Raw genomic sequence first — 13,724 nt, 5'->3', positions numbered from 1 at the left:
CCGGAGAGTGCCATGAGTGTGAAATCGGATGCCTTGTTCGTTCCCCTGAATATTGCTGTGCTGACGGTCAGCGATACCCGCGATTACGCCAGCGACACCTCCGGCCAGTTGCTTGTCAGCCGCCTGCTGGAGGCCGGCCACACCTTGAGCGAACGCAACCTGCTCAAGGACGACCTGTACAAGATCCGCGCCCAGGTCGCGCAGTGGATCGCCGACGACGGCATTCAAGTGGTGCTGATCACCGGCGGCACCGGGTTCACCGGGCGTGACAGCACCCCGGAAGCCGTGGCTTGCCTGCTGGACAAGCAGATCGACGGTTTCGGCGAACTGTTCCGCGCCATCTCGATTCTCGACATCGGCACCTCGACCGTGCAAAGCCGTGCGCTGGCGGGGCTGTCCAACGGCACGCTGGTGTGCTGCCTGCCGGGTTCCACCGGCGCTTGCCGCACCGCGTGGGAAGGCATCCTCGCCGAACAACTGGATAACCGTCACCGCCCGTGCAACTTCGTTCCGCACCTCAAGCCGGTGCAAGCCTGCGGGCCGCGCGGATGAGCAAGCCGGGATTGATGCCGGTCGAGGACGCCCTCGACCAACTGCTGGCGATGGCTGATGAACAACGCCTGCCGGACAGCGAATCGGTGCCGCTCAATGAAGCGCGCGGGCGCGTGCTGGCGAGCGATCTGGTCGCCACCCTCGATCTGCCGCCGTGGCCGAACAGCGCCATGGACGGTTACGCCTTCAACCTTGCCGACCTGCATCGCCAGCCGTTGAGCGTGTCGCAACGGGTCTATGCCGGGATGGCGCCGGACGCCTTGCTATCTGGCACCTGCGCAAGGATTTTCACCGGTGCGCCGTTGCCCATGGGCGCCAATTGCGTGGAGATGCAGGAAAACGTCGAAGTGCTGGAGGACGGTCGCGTACGTTTCCTGCAACCGCTGAAGGTCGGCCAGAACATCCGTCCCCAGGGCCAGGAGAACCGCGTCGGCGACACCTTGCTGCGCGCCGGCAAACGCCTTGGCCCGTTCGAGCTGGCCGTCGCCGCAGGGCAGGGCATGACCCATTTGCCGGTGGTGCGTCGTCCGCGCGTGGCGTTGCTGTCGACCGGGGATGAACTGGTGGAACCGGGCCAGCCCTTGCGTCCCGGTAGCATCTACAACAGCAACCGCACCTTGCTCGACCACTGGTTGCGTGAACTGGGTTGCGAAGTGATCGACGCCGGGATTCTTCCCGATCGTCCGGCGCAGACCCGGCTCAAACTCGAGCAACTGCAAGTGGCGGCCGATCTGATTCTGACCACCGGCGGCGTGTCTGCCGGTGATGCCGATTTTCTCGGCCAGGTGCTGCGCGACAACGGCAAACCGCTGCTGTGGAAACTCGCGATCAAACCCGGTAAACCGCTGACGGTCGGCCATTTCGGCACGGTGCCGGTGATCGGCCTGCCGGGCAATCCGACCTCGGCACTGGTGACCTTCGGCCTGCTGGCGCGCCCGTACCTGCTGCGCATTCAAGGCGTGGAAGAGGTGATGCCGCTGAGCTTCACGGTCAACGCCGGCTTCGATTGGCCGAAACCTGGCAGCCGTCGGGAGTATCTGCGGGTACGTCTGGAGGGCGGGCAGGCGGCGCTGTATCCGAACCAGAGTTCCGGGGTGCTGCTCGGTGCGACCTGGGCCGATGGACTGGTGGAAATCCCCGAGAACAGCACCTTGCAGATTGGCGACCCGCTGCGTTTCATTCCGTTCAGCGAGCTGTTCTGAGCGCGATCAAAAGGTGTAGACCACTTGTCCGGCCAACGAGGTCTGCAACCGGCGCTCGACAATCGGGCTGTCGGCCGCTTCGTGGCTCAGGTACTGCACCGCCAGCACGGTCGACACGCTCCATTGTTCATCCAGCGGCAACGACCAGGTCAGATCCGCGCCGCGACTGACCAATCCGGCCCGGGCCTTGTACGCGCGGAACTGACTGTGCGAGGCCTGGGCATCGCTGACGCCGTACCAGGTGCGCATGTAATTGCTGTCGCCGAACTGGCTGTTGAGGCCGCCGGTGACTTTGCCGAAACGTCCTTCGTAGAGCGGCGCGCTGATGCTTAGCTTGAGGCGGTTCCACGATGAGCCGGTGTCATGGTCATCGTCATCCTTTTCCAGCGCATGTTCGAAACTCGCGCCGAGGATGATCGGGCCCATGTGATACGTGCCGTCGAGCCCGATCACCGGGCGAGACTTGATCGAACCCATGCCGTTGAGCTCGTCCGAGCCTTTGAGTCCGGTCTTGCGATCCTTGCGCACGTCGCTGGCGCCGACGTAGACGCTGAGGTCGAAATCCTCTTCGTCGAAGCCCCAGCCGAGGCCCCGGCTGCTGTCGAGAAACACGCCGTAAGGGCTGACGATTTCGACACCCACGAATGGCGCCACCACCCGCTCATCACTGCCGCTGTAACGCGGCGCACTGGCGGCACCGGCGCGCAGGGTGGCGTGCCAGTCTTCGGCGCGTAGCGAGTCGCCCGGCAGCAGCAGGCAGAGGGAGGTCAGGGACAACGAAAATGTGCGTAACGAAACCGGCATGGGGCACCCGAGGGGAGATTGGATGCGCCCATGCTAGTGAGGTGGCGGCCGGCGATCTTTGGCAGCTTTGTCGGGAAACTGTCAAAGACTGTGAAGGCGGTTATCGGCTCAGTCCCAGCCGTTCGTGCCACTGGGCGATGGATTCTTCCGGGTAGACCTCGAATTGCTGATCCTTGGCATTCGCCTGCACTTCGACCCACGGTGCCTTCGAGCCGAGCATCAGGTGGGTGTGTTCCGGCGGCACCGGCAACGGCGTGTCGATCGCCGAGGCGAACGGGTGGATCAGCTCCGGCCATTCCGGGCTGAACAGCCACAGGCCGCTGCCGCACTGCGAGCAGAAGTGCCGCTCGGCGCTGCTGCGGTGGGCGCGGGCGTCGCCTGCGTCTTTCATTTTTGCGTGGTAGATCGTGATGTGTTTGCGCCCGCGTACCTTGAGACTGGCCGCATCGCCGCCGAGGTTGATCGCATAGCCGCCACCGCCCTGGGTCTTGCGGCAGATCGAGCAGTAGCAGCGCTGATAAGGGTAGGGGTGGGTGCTGTCGAGGGTGAATGAAACCGCGCCGCAGTGGCAGGAGCCTTCGAGCTGCATGAGTGGCCTCCGGTGTTTTTTGTCGGTGCGGTTCAGCCTAGAAGAGATGGGGTGAGTGTGCTGCTCGCGATGAGCGATAACGCGTTCTACGGCTTGGCTACCCGCCACAAATACCATGCCGCCACCGTGCGAAACGGACTCCACGCCAATCCGATGTCAATCATCTGCTTGCGCGTCGGCTGCACCTCCAGCCCCTTCAACCGCCGATACCCCTCGCGAACCCCAAAGTCATCCGCCGGCAGAATATCCGGCCGCTCCAGGCTGTAGATCAGCAACATCTCTACAGTCCAGCGTCCAACCCCGCGTAGTCTGACCAGACGCTCGATCAGAGTTTCGTCCTCCATCGCCAGCGCGGTCGAGTAATCCGGCACCACACCGTCCAGGGTCGCCTGGGCAATCCCCTGAATCGTCACAATCTTGCCTGCCGAAAACCCGCAACTGCGCAGTCGGTCGAAGCCCGTCGCCAGAATCTGCTCCGGACGCGGAAACGACTGCCCGGGAAACAACCCCACCAGCCGCCCGACAATTGCATCGCCCGCCTTGGCGTGCAGTTGCTGATAGGCAATCGCCCGCACCAGCGACTCATAGGGATCGCGCGTCGGATGCGGCTGATGCAGACAAGGGCCTATGGCAGCAATGTGGCGCTGCCAGTCGGCGTCGAGGCTGGCCAGAAAATTACTGGCCGGTTGGTAGGGATCGGGCATGAGTTACTTCAGCAAACCGTTGACTTCGCTATAGGCGAAGGCCTTGAGGTCATGGGTGTCGAGCTTGCCGCTGGCGAGGAAGCTTTTCACCAGTGAGCCCATGGCGCCGTACAGGAACTCGGCGATCCCGGAACCGGCGCTCAAGCGGCGCACGCCAAAGGTTTGCAGTTCTTCGGGGGAGGGCAGGCAAGCAAAGCCCAGGACGTTGACCGGCAGGGTCGTACCTTTGCAGATCGCTTCGATTTCGTAGGAGGACGTCACCCCGGCAGCGAACAACCCATCGGCCCCGGCTGCCTGATAAAGCGCGGCGCGGTGCAGGGTTTCGGCGACGCGATCCTCGGCAGGCACCAGGCGTTTCAGATAAACGTCGGTGCGGGCATTGATAAACAGCTTCACATTGCGCTTGTCGGCCACTTGTCGCGCGACTTCGATCTTGCGCACCAGCAGTTCCGGCGTGCCGCTGCCGTCTTCGATATTGATCCCGACCGCACCCGCAGCGATCACGGCATCGATCACTTCAGCGACCCGGCCGAGGTCATCGGAATAACCGGCCTCGATGTCCACGCTCAACGGCACTTTGATGACTCGCGCAATCGACTCCACGCTGCTGATCAAACGCTTGAGCGGCAGAGTATTGCCGTCCGGGTAACCGTGGGCCCAGGCGACCGCGGCGCTGCTGGTGGCGACCGCTTTGCCACCCAGTTGCTCGACCAGTCGCGCGCCGGTGGCGTCGGCAACGTTGGTCAGGATCAGCAGGCCATCGTGGTGCAACTGGTGAAACTGAGTGTCGAGCGCGTTCATCGAGATCCCTTCTTGTCGGTTGTTCAGAAAGCCAGTTGTTGCGTCAGCTGCACGGCGGCATTTTCCAGTCTGAGCAAAAACGCCTTGCGCGGTTGTCCACCACCATAGCCCGTCAATGAGCCGTCCGCACCGATCACCCGATGGCATGGCACCACGATCGACAGCCGATTGTGCCCATTGGCCAGGCCCACCGCGCGGCTGGCGCCGGGTTTGCCCAGCCGTGCGGCGATGGTGCCGTACGTGCTGGTGTGGCCGTAGGGGATTTGCCGCAGTTCGCTCCAGACCTGGCGGGCAAACTCGCTGCCGGGCAGGTGCAGCGGCACGCTGAATTCGTTCAGTTTGCCGGCGAAGTACAGCGCCAGCTCGTTTTCGATCTGCTGCAAATGCGCGTTGTGCCCCGGTGCGACCACGTAGCCGTAGCGGTTTTGCAGTTCCTCGACTTCCCGGGTCAGCGCCGGGCGGTCGAGAAACTCCAGCAGCACCAGTCCACGGCGTTCGGCCATGGCGATCATCGGCCCCAGCGGCGTGGTCAGGCGAGTGAACAGCAGCGGCTCGCTGGCTGCCGCGCGTCCCGGCGTGATGTGGAAGGATTTCTGAAACGCATCGCGAAAACCGCTGAGGGATTCATAGCCGGAATCGAACGCGGCGTGGTCGATGGACGTGCCTTGCTTGATCCCGCCCAACGCCATGCCGAGCCGGCGGGTGCGCAGCCACGCGTGGAAGGTCATGCCGAAATGCTGCTTGAACCAGCGCCGCAGCTTCAGCGGCTCAATGCCCTCGGCGAGCAATTGCGCATCGCTCCAGCGTAGCTCCGGATCGGCGTCGACGGCTTTGAGCAGCCGCTGTACCCAATCCGGGGCGATGGCCGCGGCGTCCAGCGGTTTACAGCGCAAGCAGGCGCGGTAACCGGCGGACAGGCATTCGTCAGCGTGGGCGAAGAACTCGACATTTTCCGGTTTCGGCTTGCGCGCGGTGCAACTGGGGCGGCAGAAGATCCCGGTGGTTTTCACGGCCGTGAAGAACACGCCTTCATAGGCAGTGTCGCGTTCGAGCATGGCGCGAACCATTTCGGCGTGGGGTGGCAGGACAGCGGTCTGTATGTTCATGGGCCGAGGATAAAACCAGTTATTCGATGGCTCCACCGAAAAATCGACAGTGAATTTTCGGGCCGCTGCACTACAGTGATCGGGTCGCTACAACTCGGGAGATGAAGGTATGCCACCGTTCACGATTCAACACATCGATCACATCGTGCTGCGCGTTGCGGATCTGCAACGCAGCATTGATTTCTACGACCGGGTTTTCGGTGCCGAAGTGGTCAAACGCAATGAAAAGTTCGGTCTGGTGCACCTGCGCGCCGGTACGTCGATGATCGATCTGGTCGACCTCGACGGGGAAATCGGCCGCAAGGGCGGCGCCGCTGCCGGCAGCGAACGGCGCAATGTCGATCACTTCTGCCTGCGCATCGAGCCGTTCGATGAAGCGGCGCTGGTCAGTCATTTGCAAGCCTGCGGCCTGACCGTCGAAAAAGCCGCCACCCGTTTTGGCGCCGAGGGCTACGGCCTGTCGCTGTACTGCTTCGATCCGGACGGCAATCAGGTCGAACTCAAGGGCCCGTCCGAAGCTTAGGCGCGCTTGGCCATTAACAATACCGAAGCCGCCGCCGACAGCAGCCCGGCGCAGCAACGGTTGAAGATCCGTTTGCCGCGCGGCTCGGCGAACCAGCGGCGCATGTGCAGGCCCATGTAGGCGTAAGCGCTGATGGCGATCCATTCCAGCAGCAGGAACAGCACGCCCAGCAACATGAACTGCGGGGTGATGGCGCGGGCCGGGTCGACGAATTGCGGCAGAAAAGCAGTGAATATAAGAATTGCCTTGGGATTGCCTGCCGCCACTAAAAACTCCTGACGCGCCAGGGCCAGAAGCCCGTTTGCCGGCGTAGTAACCGCGTCTTCGGCGGCAGGATTGGCCCGCCACAGCTGCCAAGCCAGATACAACAGATACCCTGCGCCAATAATCTTGATCCCATAGAACAACAGTTCAGACGTTTGCAGCACCACCGCCAGCCCCGCCGCCGCGAGGGCGATCATCCCGGCGAACGCCAGCAACCGACCGATCCCGGCCACGCAGGCGCGACGATAGCCGTAGCGGGTGGCATTGCTGACCGACAGCAGGTTGTTCGGCCCCGGCGCCATGTTCAGGGCAAAACAGGCGGGCAGGAACAGGGAGAGGGTGGCAAGATCCATGGTGCGGGCTCCGGTGACGGGAGCGGTATTTTTATCACGCGGGCGTGGGGGCCTGAACCGTACAGTCAGGCGGCAGAGTCGCAGTACAGCGATGGACGGGCGTCAATCCGTTCGAACTTTCTGCGCTCTCGTCAACTCTGAAACCGTCACAGGGTGATGAATCCGCCAGAAAAAAATCATCTGGCGGGTCAGAAAGGCCAATTGCCGTGTAAGCTTTCGCGCAATGCTTCTCCATTCCCCCATGGCCCCAGGCGGCCCACTGTACGAGCGACTACATGCAAGCAAAGGCCCGCGAGGTTCATGTACCACCGGTGTTGCAGGATCTGCGCGCCGGCACGGCCGAACTGCACATTGCTCTGGAAAAACGCCTTCCTTTCTTCTCCGATACCCTTGATCTGCAGGCTTTCGAGCGACTGATGCGCGCCTATTACGGCTTCTATCAGCCACTGGAAAGCGCATTGCAGGACAGCGGCGAGATCCCCGCCGATTTCGATCTGGTTTCGCGCCTCAAGACCCCGACCCTGCAACGCGATCTGCAGGCGCTGGGCGCAAGCGGCGGAGAGTTTTCGCTCTGCCGCCAGTTGCCCGCCATCGACTCCGCCGCCGCCTGTCTTGGCGTGCTGTACGTGCTGGAAGGTGCAACCCTTGGCGGACAGATCCTGCGCCGGGAGATCGCCACGCGGTTGAATCTCGGCGCGGACAACGGCGCAGCGTTTCTGGACATCTACGGCGCTGCCACGGGCCGGCGCTGGCGCGATTTCATCGAATACCTGGGCAGTCGCCCGATGGACGCCGACGAGCGTGAAGCCGTCGTGGCGGCCGCCCACACTACATTCAGCTGTTTCGAGCAGTGGCTCGAAAGCCAGGAGGTTCTGGTATGAACCCGCAAGACAAAGAAGCCTTTGAAGAGTTGCTGGCCAACTGTGCCGACGAGCCGATCCGCTTTCCCGGCGCGATCCAGCCGCACGGTTTGCTGCTGACCCTGAGCGAGCCGGACCTTTCGATCATTCAGATCAGCGCCAACGTCGAGACCCTGCTCGCACGCCCGGCGCAAGAGCTGATCGGCCAGCCCCTGCAAAGCCTGATCGGCGATGCCCATGCCGCACAGGTTCGCCAAGCCTTGCAGCAACCGGCCTTGTCCGATGCGCCGCCGCTGCACTTTCGCCTCAACGGCACCGCGTTCGAAGGCTTGGTGCACCGGCATCAGGATGTGCTGATTCTGGAGCTGGAAATCCACGTCGAAAACTTCCAGCCGCGCAACGTCGCCGGCACCGAAACCCATCTGGGGCGGATGCTCGCGCGCCTGCAAAAGGCCCAGAGCCTGCAGGCGCTGTACGACATCAGCGTCAAGGAAATCCAGGCCATGACTGGTTACGACCGGGTGCTGATCTATCGCTTCGAAGAAGAGGGCCACGGTCAGGTCATCGCCGAAGCGTCCGATCCGTCGATGGAAGTCTTCAACGGTCTGTTTTTCCCGGCCTCCGACATCCCCGAGCAGGCCCGGGAGCTGTACCGCACCAACTGGCTACGGATCATCCCGAATGCCGACTACCAACCGGTGCCGCTGGTGCCCAAGTTGCGCCCGGACACCCAGACCCCGCTGGACCTGAGCTTTGCGACACTGCGCAGCGTGTCGCCGATCCACTGCCAGTACATGAAAAACATGGGTGTGCTGTCCTCGATGAGCATTTCCCTGCTCAAGGGCGACAAGCTCTGGGGCCTGATCAGTTGCGGCAATCGCCAGCCGCTGCATGTACCGCATGAATTGCGTACCGCGTGCCAGACCATCGGCCAGGTGCTGTCGTTGCAGATCAGCGCGATGGAAGCGCTGGAAGTCAGCCGTCAACGGGAAGAAAAAGTCGAAGCGCTGGCGTTGCTTAATCAGGCGATGATCGATTCGCCACAGAACGTATTCGATGGTTTGGCCAACCAGCCACAAGTCCTGATGGCGCTGGCCAATGCCGGCGGCATCGCGATTATCGAAGACAAGCAATTGCACCGTTACGGCAACTGCCCGGAGCCGGAAGAGATTCGCGCCCTGCACAAATGGTTGCAGGAGCGTGGCGAGCCGGTGTTTGCCAGTCATCACCTGGCCAGCGTCTATCCGCCGGCCGCGCACTATCAGCAGGTCGCCAGCGGTGTGCTCGCCATGAGCCTGCCCAAACCGGTGGACAACGGCGTGCTGTGGTTCCGCCCCGAAGTCAAAGAGAACATCAACTGGAGCGGCGATCCGCGCAAGCCGCTGGACCTGGAAAACTCTGACGCCGGCCTTCGTCTGCGGCCGCGTACTTCGTTCGAAATCTGGAAGGTCGAGATGGCCGGGATTTCCACCAAGTGGAGTCACGGCGATCTGTTCGCCGCCAACGACTTGCGTCGCTCGGCGCTGGAAAATGATCTGGCCCGTCAGGTGCGCCGCGAGCAGGAAGCGGTGCGTGCCCGCGATGAGCTGGTGGCGGTGGTTTCCCACGATCTGCGCAACCCGATGACCGTGATCTCAATGCTGTGCGGCATGATGCAGAAGGCTTTCAGCTCCGACGGGCCGCACACCTCGCGGCGCATCTCCACCGCCATCGACACCATGCAACAAGCCGCCGGACGCATGAACACGCTGCTGGAAGACTTGCTCGACACCTCGAAAATCGACGCCGGCCGCTACACCATCGCGCCGCAGAAACTCGATGTCGCGCAGATGTTCGAAGAGGCGCAATCGCTGCTCGCGCCGCTGGCGCTGGACAAGGACATCAGCATTTCGTTCGAGGCCGATCCCGATCTGAGCATCCATGCCGACCCCGAGCGGTTGTTTCAGGTGCTGTCGAATCTGGTCGGCAACGCGATCAAGTTCACTCCGCGCCTGGGCACGGTCGACGTGTATGCCAAGTCGGTCGGTGACGACATCGTCTTCACGGTGCGCGACAGCGGCGAAGGCATTCCCAAGGATCACTTGCCGCACGTATTCGACCGTTACTGGACGGTGAAGGAAGGCAATCCGACCGGCACCGGGCTGGGCCTGTATATCACGCAAGGCATCGTCGAGGCCCATGGCGGGCAGATCGTTGCCGAGAGCGAGCCGGGGCAGGGCAGTGAGTTCCGTTTCACCGTGCCGCGTCTGGACTGAAACGCGGATCAGCGCTCGGGTGGCTGCAACATGGCCACCCATTCTGCGGCGAATCGATGGCAATCGCCTGGCCAGCGCGCTGTCAGCAGTTGGCCGTCGCGCACCACAAATCCTGATTGCAGTTTCTGTGCACAATCGCGCTTGGCGATCAGCGGCCCGCGTTTGAAGTCGGCTTTGCTGACCAGCGCGGTTTTCACTTCCGCCTCGACGGTCTGCTTGTAGGTGCGGTAGTAGCGCCCCAGCCAGGCAGCCGTCATCAGCCACGCCGGCAACTCCATGGTTGCCGCGAGCAATGCCGTCACTTTGCGCCCGAACAACACCGACCGCCCGGTATCGGGGTCGAGCGTCCGGGCCAGCAACAGCACGCCATGACACACCGCCGCCACGGGTTTTTCGGCCTTGAAAAATTGCAGGGCGATCTGCTGAGCCTGCGTCGATTCGAGCAGCGTGCGCATCCCTTTGGCGTGGCCGCCGGGAATCAGCAGACCCTCAAATTGGCTCGTATCAACATCGGCATACGCCAGCGGCTGCTTGAACGCTTCGGACTCGATCATCTGCGTGTAACTGTCCAGATCGGCTTTGCGCGTCATCAGCATCGGGCTCAACGGGCCGAAACCGATTGTCACCAAACGTGGGTCGGCGTGGGCGGGCAAGCCTTGTGGCGTGGCGAAACGCACTCCGATGCCCGCGTTGCGCAATGCCTGCCAGGGCACGCTGCTTTCGGTCGGGTCGTAATCGGTGCTGGGCAGCAGAATCAGAATCATCGAGGGCAGACTTCCTGGTCAAAAGTGATCGCATAGCCAGAGCGTAGTGGGTCTGCGCGTGCAGGGGTAATTTCCTTCAATACCGTCCGGTGTGTGTTGGCTACGGTGGGTGCCTTGTTCCTTGATTTGAAGCAGGTGTGCGATGAGTCTGATTGTGTCGATGGCGGCGTTTGCCCTGGCCGCGTCTATTACTCCGGGGCCGGTGAATATCGTGGCATTGAGTTCGGGGGCGCAATTCGGTTTCCGCGCCAGCCAGCGGCATGTGGCCGGGGCGACGCTGGGGTTCGTGTTGTTGCTGGTGTTAATGGGCTTGGGGCTGCATGAAGTGCTCAAACTGTGGCCGTCGTTGACCCGCGTGGTGCAACTGGCCGGGGTGGCGTTTCTGCTGTTCATGGCCTGGAAACTGGCCACCGATGACGGCCAGTTGAGTGCAGGCGAATCGAAACGTGCGCCATCAATGCTCTATGGCGCAGTGATGCAATGGCTCAACCCCAAGGCCTGGCTGGCCTGCGTGGCGGGGATGGGCGCGTTTGTCGCTGACGGCGAAGCGCGGCTGGTGTGGCAGTTTGCGGCGGTGTATCTGGTGATCTGTTATCTGTCGGTGGGGTGTTGGGCATATGCCGGGACCTTCTTGCGCGGTTATCTAGGGAATCCGGCGGGGATGCGCTTGTTCAACCGGGTGATGGCGTTGCTGTTGGCGGTGAGTGCGGGGTATCTGTTGCTGCCGTGAGTGTGGCGGGGCTTGGGTTTAAAGGTGTTTAAGGATGCGTCCGACAAGCCACGCGAACTTGCGCCATTGCCTACGCATCCGCCAGAATCCGCCGGCTTGTGGGCCTTGGGGCCGGGTTTTATCGTGGGTCGGTCGCTGACGAATCAGCGATCGGGTTTCGCAGCCCGGATCAATCAAGGCGCCCAGAGCGTCGTTTCCGTTCAGCTTTTTGGCTGATCGCGTCATGACGGTTGTGCGCGGGATACCTTCGGGTATGCCGGGTTCCTTGATTCCCGGTCTGCGAACCCGCGTACAGCTGTCACCTCCCTTCGTTTCGCAGCGAACCGTGGCAGCTCCATCAATCAGGGAGTTTTACCATGATCAAACCAACGCCAAACCCGCCTGAAACCGACCCGACCTCGCCTTACGAAACCCTCGACTCCAAGAAATTCCACGAAGCCGCCGACCGCGCCCTCGACCACTACCTCAATCCGTTCCACCCCAGAAAACCGTTGCTCAAACCCAACACCCGCTACCTCATCGCCCCCGGCATCGACAGCGAAGAACTGCTGGCCGACGCCTGCGAAACCCTGACCTCGGCCAAAACCATGGCCACCGACTTCGCCGGGCTGGTGGACGGCTCGCATCGGCATGTGCTGCTGGGGATCGCGCAACTGATCATGCTGGGGGAACTGGCGGTGAATCGGGCGTTGGATAATCTGGACGTGGCGGCTGAGCCTCGTGCCTGAGTGCTGAAACCGAAACGGCCCATTGCGGGCCGTTTTGTTGTTATCCCCGATACTGCCCCGGCGTAGCCGCCAAATGCTGCTTGAACGCCCGCTGAAAATGCGCCTGATCGGCAAACCCCGCCTCCAGCGCCACATCCGCAATCAACTGCCCGCGCCGCAGACGCTCGCGGGCGAACTGGATGCGCTGGTTGACCAAAAACGCATGGGGCGTCATGCCGAAGTGCTGTTTGAAAGCACGGATCAGGTACGACGGTGACAGTTCGGCAGCCGCGCAAATATCGTCGAGGCTGAGCAGCACGGTGCAGTGCTGGCGGATAAAGTCGGCGGCGCGTTCGAGTTTGAAGTTCGGTTCGCGCAACGGAGGTTCAATCGGGTTCAGGCGCAGTTGCAGGTCGCTGAAAAACTCCACCGCGGCACTCTGTTTACGCAGCACGTCTTGCTGCTCGTCGACCAGCACGCCGTACAACGCATTCAAGTCGTGAAACAGGCGGGCGTCATTCAAATGGGTATCGGAAAACCGCCGAAACTCAAGTTCCGCACTGAACCCCAGCTGATGCTGCAGATCCGTCAGCCACGGCGTTTCCACATACAACATCAAATACGACCACGGCTGGTCACCGATCGGGTTACACGCGTGCACGTCCCCCGGATTCATCAGCACCACGGTGCCGGCCGCCACTTCGAACGAGGATTGCTCATGCACATAGGTGCTGCGCCCGGCGGTGATGGCACCGATGGAAAAGTGCGCGTGGGAGTGTCGTGAATAGCAGACCTCACGCCCGTCGGCGATCGCCCGCGCTTCGATGAAGGGCAGGGCGTCGTCGCGCCAGAAGCGCGGGGCTTGTTCGGAGTTTTTGGCGGCAGCGTGTTTCATTGTTGGGGTTCTCGGCAGGCCAGTGTCCGAGTGTATTAGCTCTGGCCGGCGAAGGCTCGCTCGAGTTCGGCGATGTCGAGTTTTTTCATCCCGAACATGGCCTGCATTGCCCGTTGGACTTTGGCCTGGTCGGGGTCGGTCATCATGTGCATGAACGCCACCGGCACGATCTGCCACGACACACCGAACTGGTCCTTGAGCCAGCCGCATTGCTGCGCTTGCACCGGCCCGCCGGCGCTGAGGTTGCCCCAGAAATGGTCAACTTCCTCCTGGTTCTGGCAATTGACCTGAAACGAAATCGCCTCGTTGAACGTGAACACCGGGCCGCCGTTGAGCCCGGTGAAGGTCTGGCCGTCGAGTTCGAAACTGACGGTCATCACCGAGCCTTCCGGGCGGCCGTGAAATTCCTGGCCGACCTTGCTGTAGTGGGTGAGGGCGGTGATTTTCGAGTGGTCGAAGATCGAGCAGTAGAACTTCGCCGCCGCTTCGGCCTGATCGTCGAACCACAGGCAAGGCGTCAGCTTTTGAAAGCGTTGCATGGCAGTCATCCTCGGCAGGTTGGACACGCTGGATTAATAGCGTAGTCAGTCCGAAGCGGGTCGTAGGCGCCATAGA

General features: G+C 62.2%; 16 protein-coding genes. 7 read left to right on the top strand and 9 right to left on the bottom strand.

The window, feature by feature from the left end; genetic code table 11:
• Positions 1–12 precede the first annotated feature (12 nt).
• Together moaB and L6D74_RS23605 are read left to right on the top strand one after the other, a co-directional pair.
• Complete coding sequence (gene moaB, locus L6D74_RS23610) at positions 13–552, top strand: molybdenum cofactor biosynthesis protein B (RefSeq protein ID WP_039770868.1); 540 nt, start codon at positions 13–15, stop codon at positions 550–552.
• On the top strand, positions 549–1,754 hold the full coding sequence (locus tag L6D74_RS23605) for a molybdopterin molybdotransferase MoeA (protein WP_236190695.1): 1,206 nt from the start codon (positions 549–551) through the stop codon (positions 1,752–1,754). Before moaB ends, L6D74_RS23605 begins: the two co-directional genes overlap by 4 nt.
• 6 nt (positions 1,755–1,760) lie before the next feature.
• Here L6D74_RS23605 and L6D74_RS23600 read toward each other — a convergent pair whose 3' ends face one another.
• The 5 genes from L6D74_RS23600 to L6D74_RS23580 form a co-directional block, all read right to left on the bottom strand.
• Entirely contained in the window at positions 1,761–2,558 is a 798-nt protein-coding gene (locus L6D74_RS23600) for a MipA/OmpV family protein (protein WP_236190633.1), read from the bottom strand.
• Between the two features lie 100 nt (positions 2,559–2,658).
• Complete coding sequence (locus tag L6D74_RS23595) at positions 2,659–3,147, bottom strand: GFA family protein (protein WP_236190632.1); 489 nt, start codon at positions 3,145–3,147, stop codon at positions 2,659–2,661.
• Positions 3,148–3,233: 86 nt separating this feature from the next.
• Complete coding sequence (locus tag L6D74_RS23590) at positions 3,234–3,851, bottom strand: DNA-3-methyladenine glycosylase family protein (protein WP_236190631.1); 618 nt, start codon at positions 3,849–3,851, stop codon at positions 3,234–3,236.
• Positions 3,852–3,854: 3 nt separating this feature from the next.
• Positions 3,855–4,652 (bottom strand): isocitrate lyase/PEP mutase family protein, encoded by a 798-nt coding sequence (locus L6D74_RS23585; protein ID WP_236190630.1) that lies wholly within the window; start codon positions 4,650–4,652, stop codon positions 3,855–3,857.
• 23 nt (positions 4,653–4,675) lie between these two features.
• Complete coding sequence (locus tag L6D74_RS23580) at positions 4,676–5,758, bottom strand: bifunctional transcriptional activator/DNA repair enzyme AdaA (RefSeq protein ID WP_085613046.1); 1,083 nt, start codon at positions 5,756–5,758, stop codon at positions 4,676–4,678.
• 109 nt (positions 5,759–5,867) lie between these two features.
• Here L6D74_RS23580 and L6D74_RS23575 point away from each other — a divergent pair, with 109 nt between their 5' ends.
• Positions 5,868–6,281 (top strand): VOC family protein, encoded by a 414-nt coding sequence (locus L6D74_RS23575; RefSeq protein ID WP_039770856.1) that lies wholly within the window; start codon positions 5,868–5,870, stop codon positions 6,279–6,281.
• Here the strand turns inward: L6D74_RS23575 and L6D74_RS23570 are convergent.
• Positions 6,278–6,898, bottom strand: coding sequence for a LysE family translocator (locus L6D74_RS23570; RefSeq protein WP_236190629.1), 621 nt, complete (start codon positions 6,896–6,898; stop codon positions 6,278–6,280). The two genes, L6D74_RS23575 and L6D74_RS23570, sit on opposite strands and share 4 nt — an antisense overlap.
• Before the next feature lie 275 nt (positions 6,899–7,173).
• On the opposite strand from L6D74_RS23570, the gene L6D74_RS23565 reads away from it, so the two are divergent.
• Together L6D74_RS23565 and L6D74_RS23560 are read left to right on the top strand one after the other, a co-directional pair.
• Positions 7,174–7,779, top strand: coding sequence for a biliverdin-producing heme oxygenase (locus L6D74_RS23565; protein WP_085613048.1), 606 nt, complete (start codon positions 7,174–7,176; stop codon positions 7,777–7,779).
• Complete coding sequence (locus L6D74_RS23560) at positions 7,776–10,013, top strand: ATP-binding protein (RefSeq protein ID WP_221399393.1); 2,238 nt, start codon at positions 7,776–7,778, stop codon at positions 10,011–10,013. Before L6D74_RS23565 ends, L6D74_RS23560 begins: the two co-directional genes overlap by 4 nt.
• 8 nt (positions 10,014–10,021) lie before the next feature.
• Here L6D74_RS23560 and L6D74_RS23555 read toward each other — a convergent pair whose 3' ends face one another.
• Positions 10,022–10,777 (bottom strand): type 1 glutamine amidotransferase domain-containing protein, encoded by a 756-nt coding sequence (locus L6D74_RS23555; protein WP_236190628.1) that lies wholly within the window; start codon positions 10,775–10,777, stop codon positions 10,022–10,024.
• 142 nt (positions 10,778–10,919) lie between these two features.
• On the opposite strand from L6D74_RS23555, the gene L6D74_RS23550 reads away from it, so the two are divergent.
• Positions 10,920–11,507, top strand: a complete 588-nt coding sequence (locus L6D74_RS23550) for a LysE family translocator (RefSeq protein WP_236190626.1) — start codon at positions 10,920–10,922, stop codon at positions 11,505–11,507.
• A gap of 356 nt (positions 11,508–11,863) precedes the next feature.
• A complete protein-coding gene (locus L6D74_RS23545) occupies positions 11,864–12,235 on the top strand; it encodes a DUF6124 family protein (protein ID WP_236190624.1) in 372 nt (123 codons plus the stop codon).
• Between the two features lie 40 nt (positions 12,236–12,275).
• On the opposite strand, the gene L6D74_RS23540 is transcribed toward L6D74_RS23545, so the two are convergent.
• The gene (locus L6D74_RS23540; protein WP_236190623.1) at positions 12,276–13,109 is read right to left on the bottom strand and encodes an AraC family transcriptional regulator; all 834 of its coding nucleotides are present in this window, start codon (positions 13,107–13,109) and stop codon (positions 12,276–12,278) included.
• Positions 13,110–13,144: 35 nt separating this feature from the next.
• The gene (locus tag L6D74_RS23535) at positions 13,145–13,648 is read right to left on the bottom strand and encodes a VOC family protein (protein WP_236190622.1); all 504 of its coding nucleotides are present in this window, start codon (positions 13,646–13,648) and stop codon (positions 13,145–13,147) included.
• Between the last annotated feature and the right edge of the window lie 76 nt (positions 13,649–13,724).

It is taken from the genome of Pseudomonas pharyngis, assembly GCF_021602345.1.
GTDB lineage: Bacteria > Pseudomonadota > Gammaproteobacteria > Pseudomonadales > Pseudomonadaceae > Aquipseudomonas > Aquipseudomonas pharyngis.
Note: the sequence above shows the minus strand (reverse complement) of the source record. Positions and strands in the feature narration are given on the sequence as shown.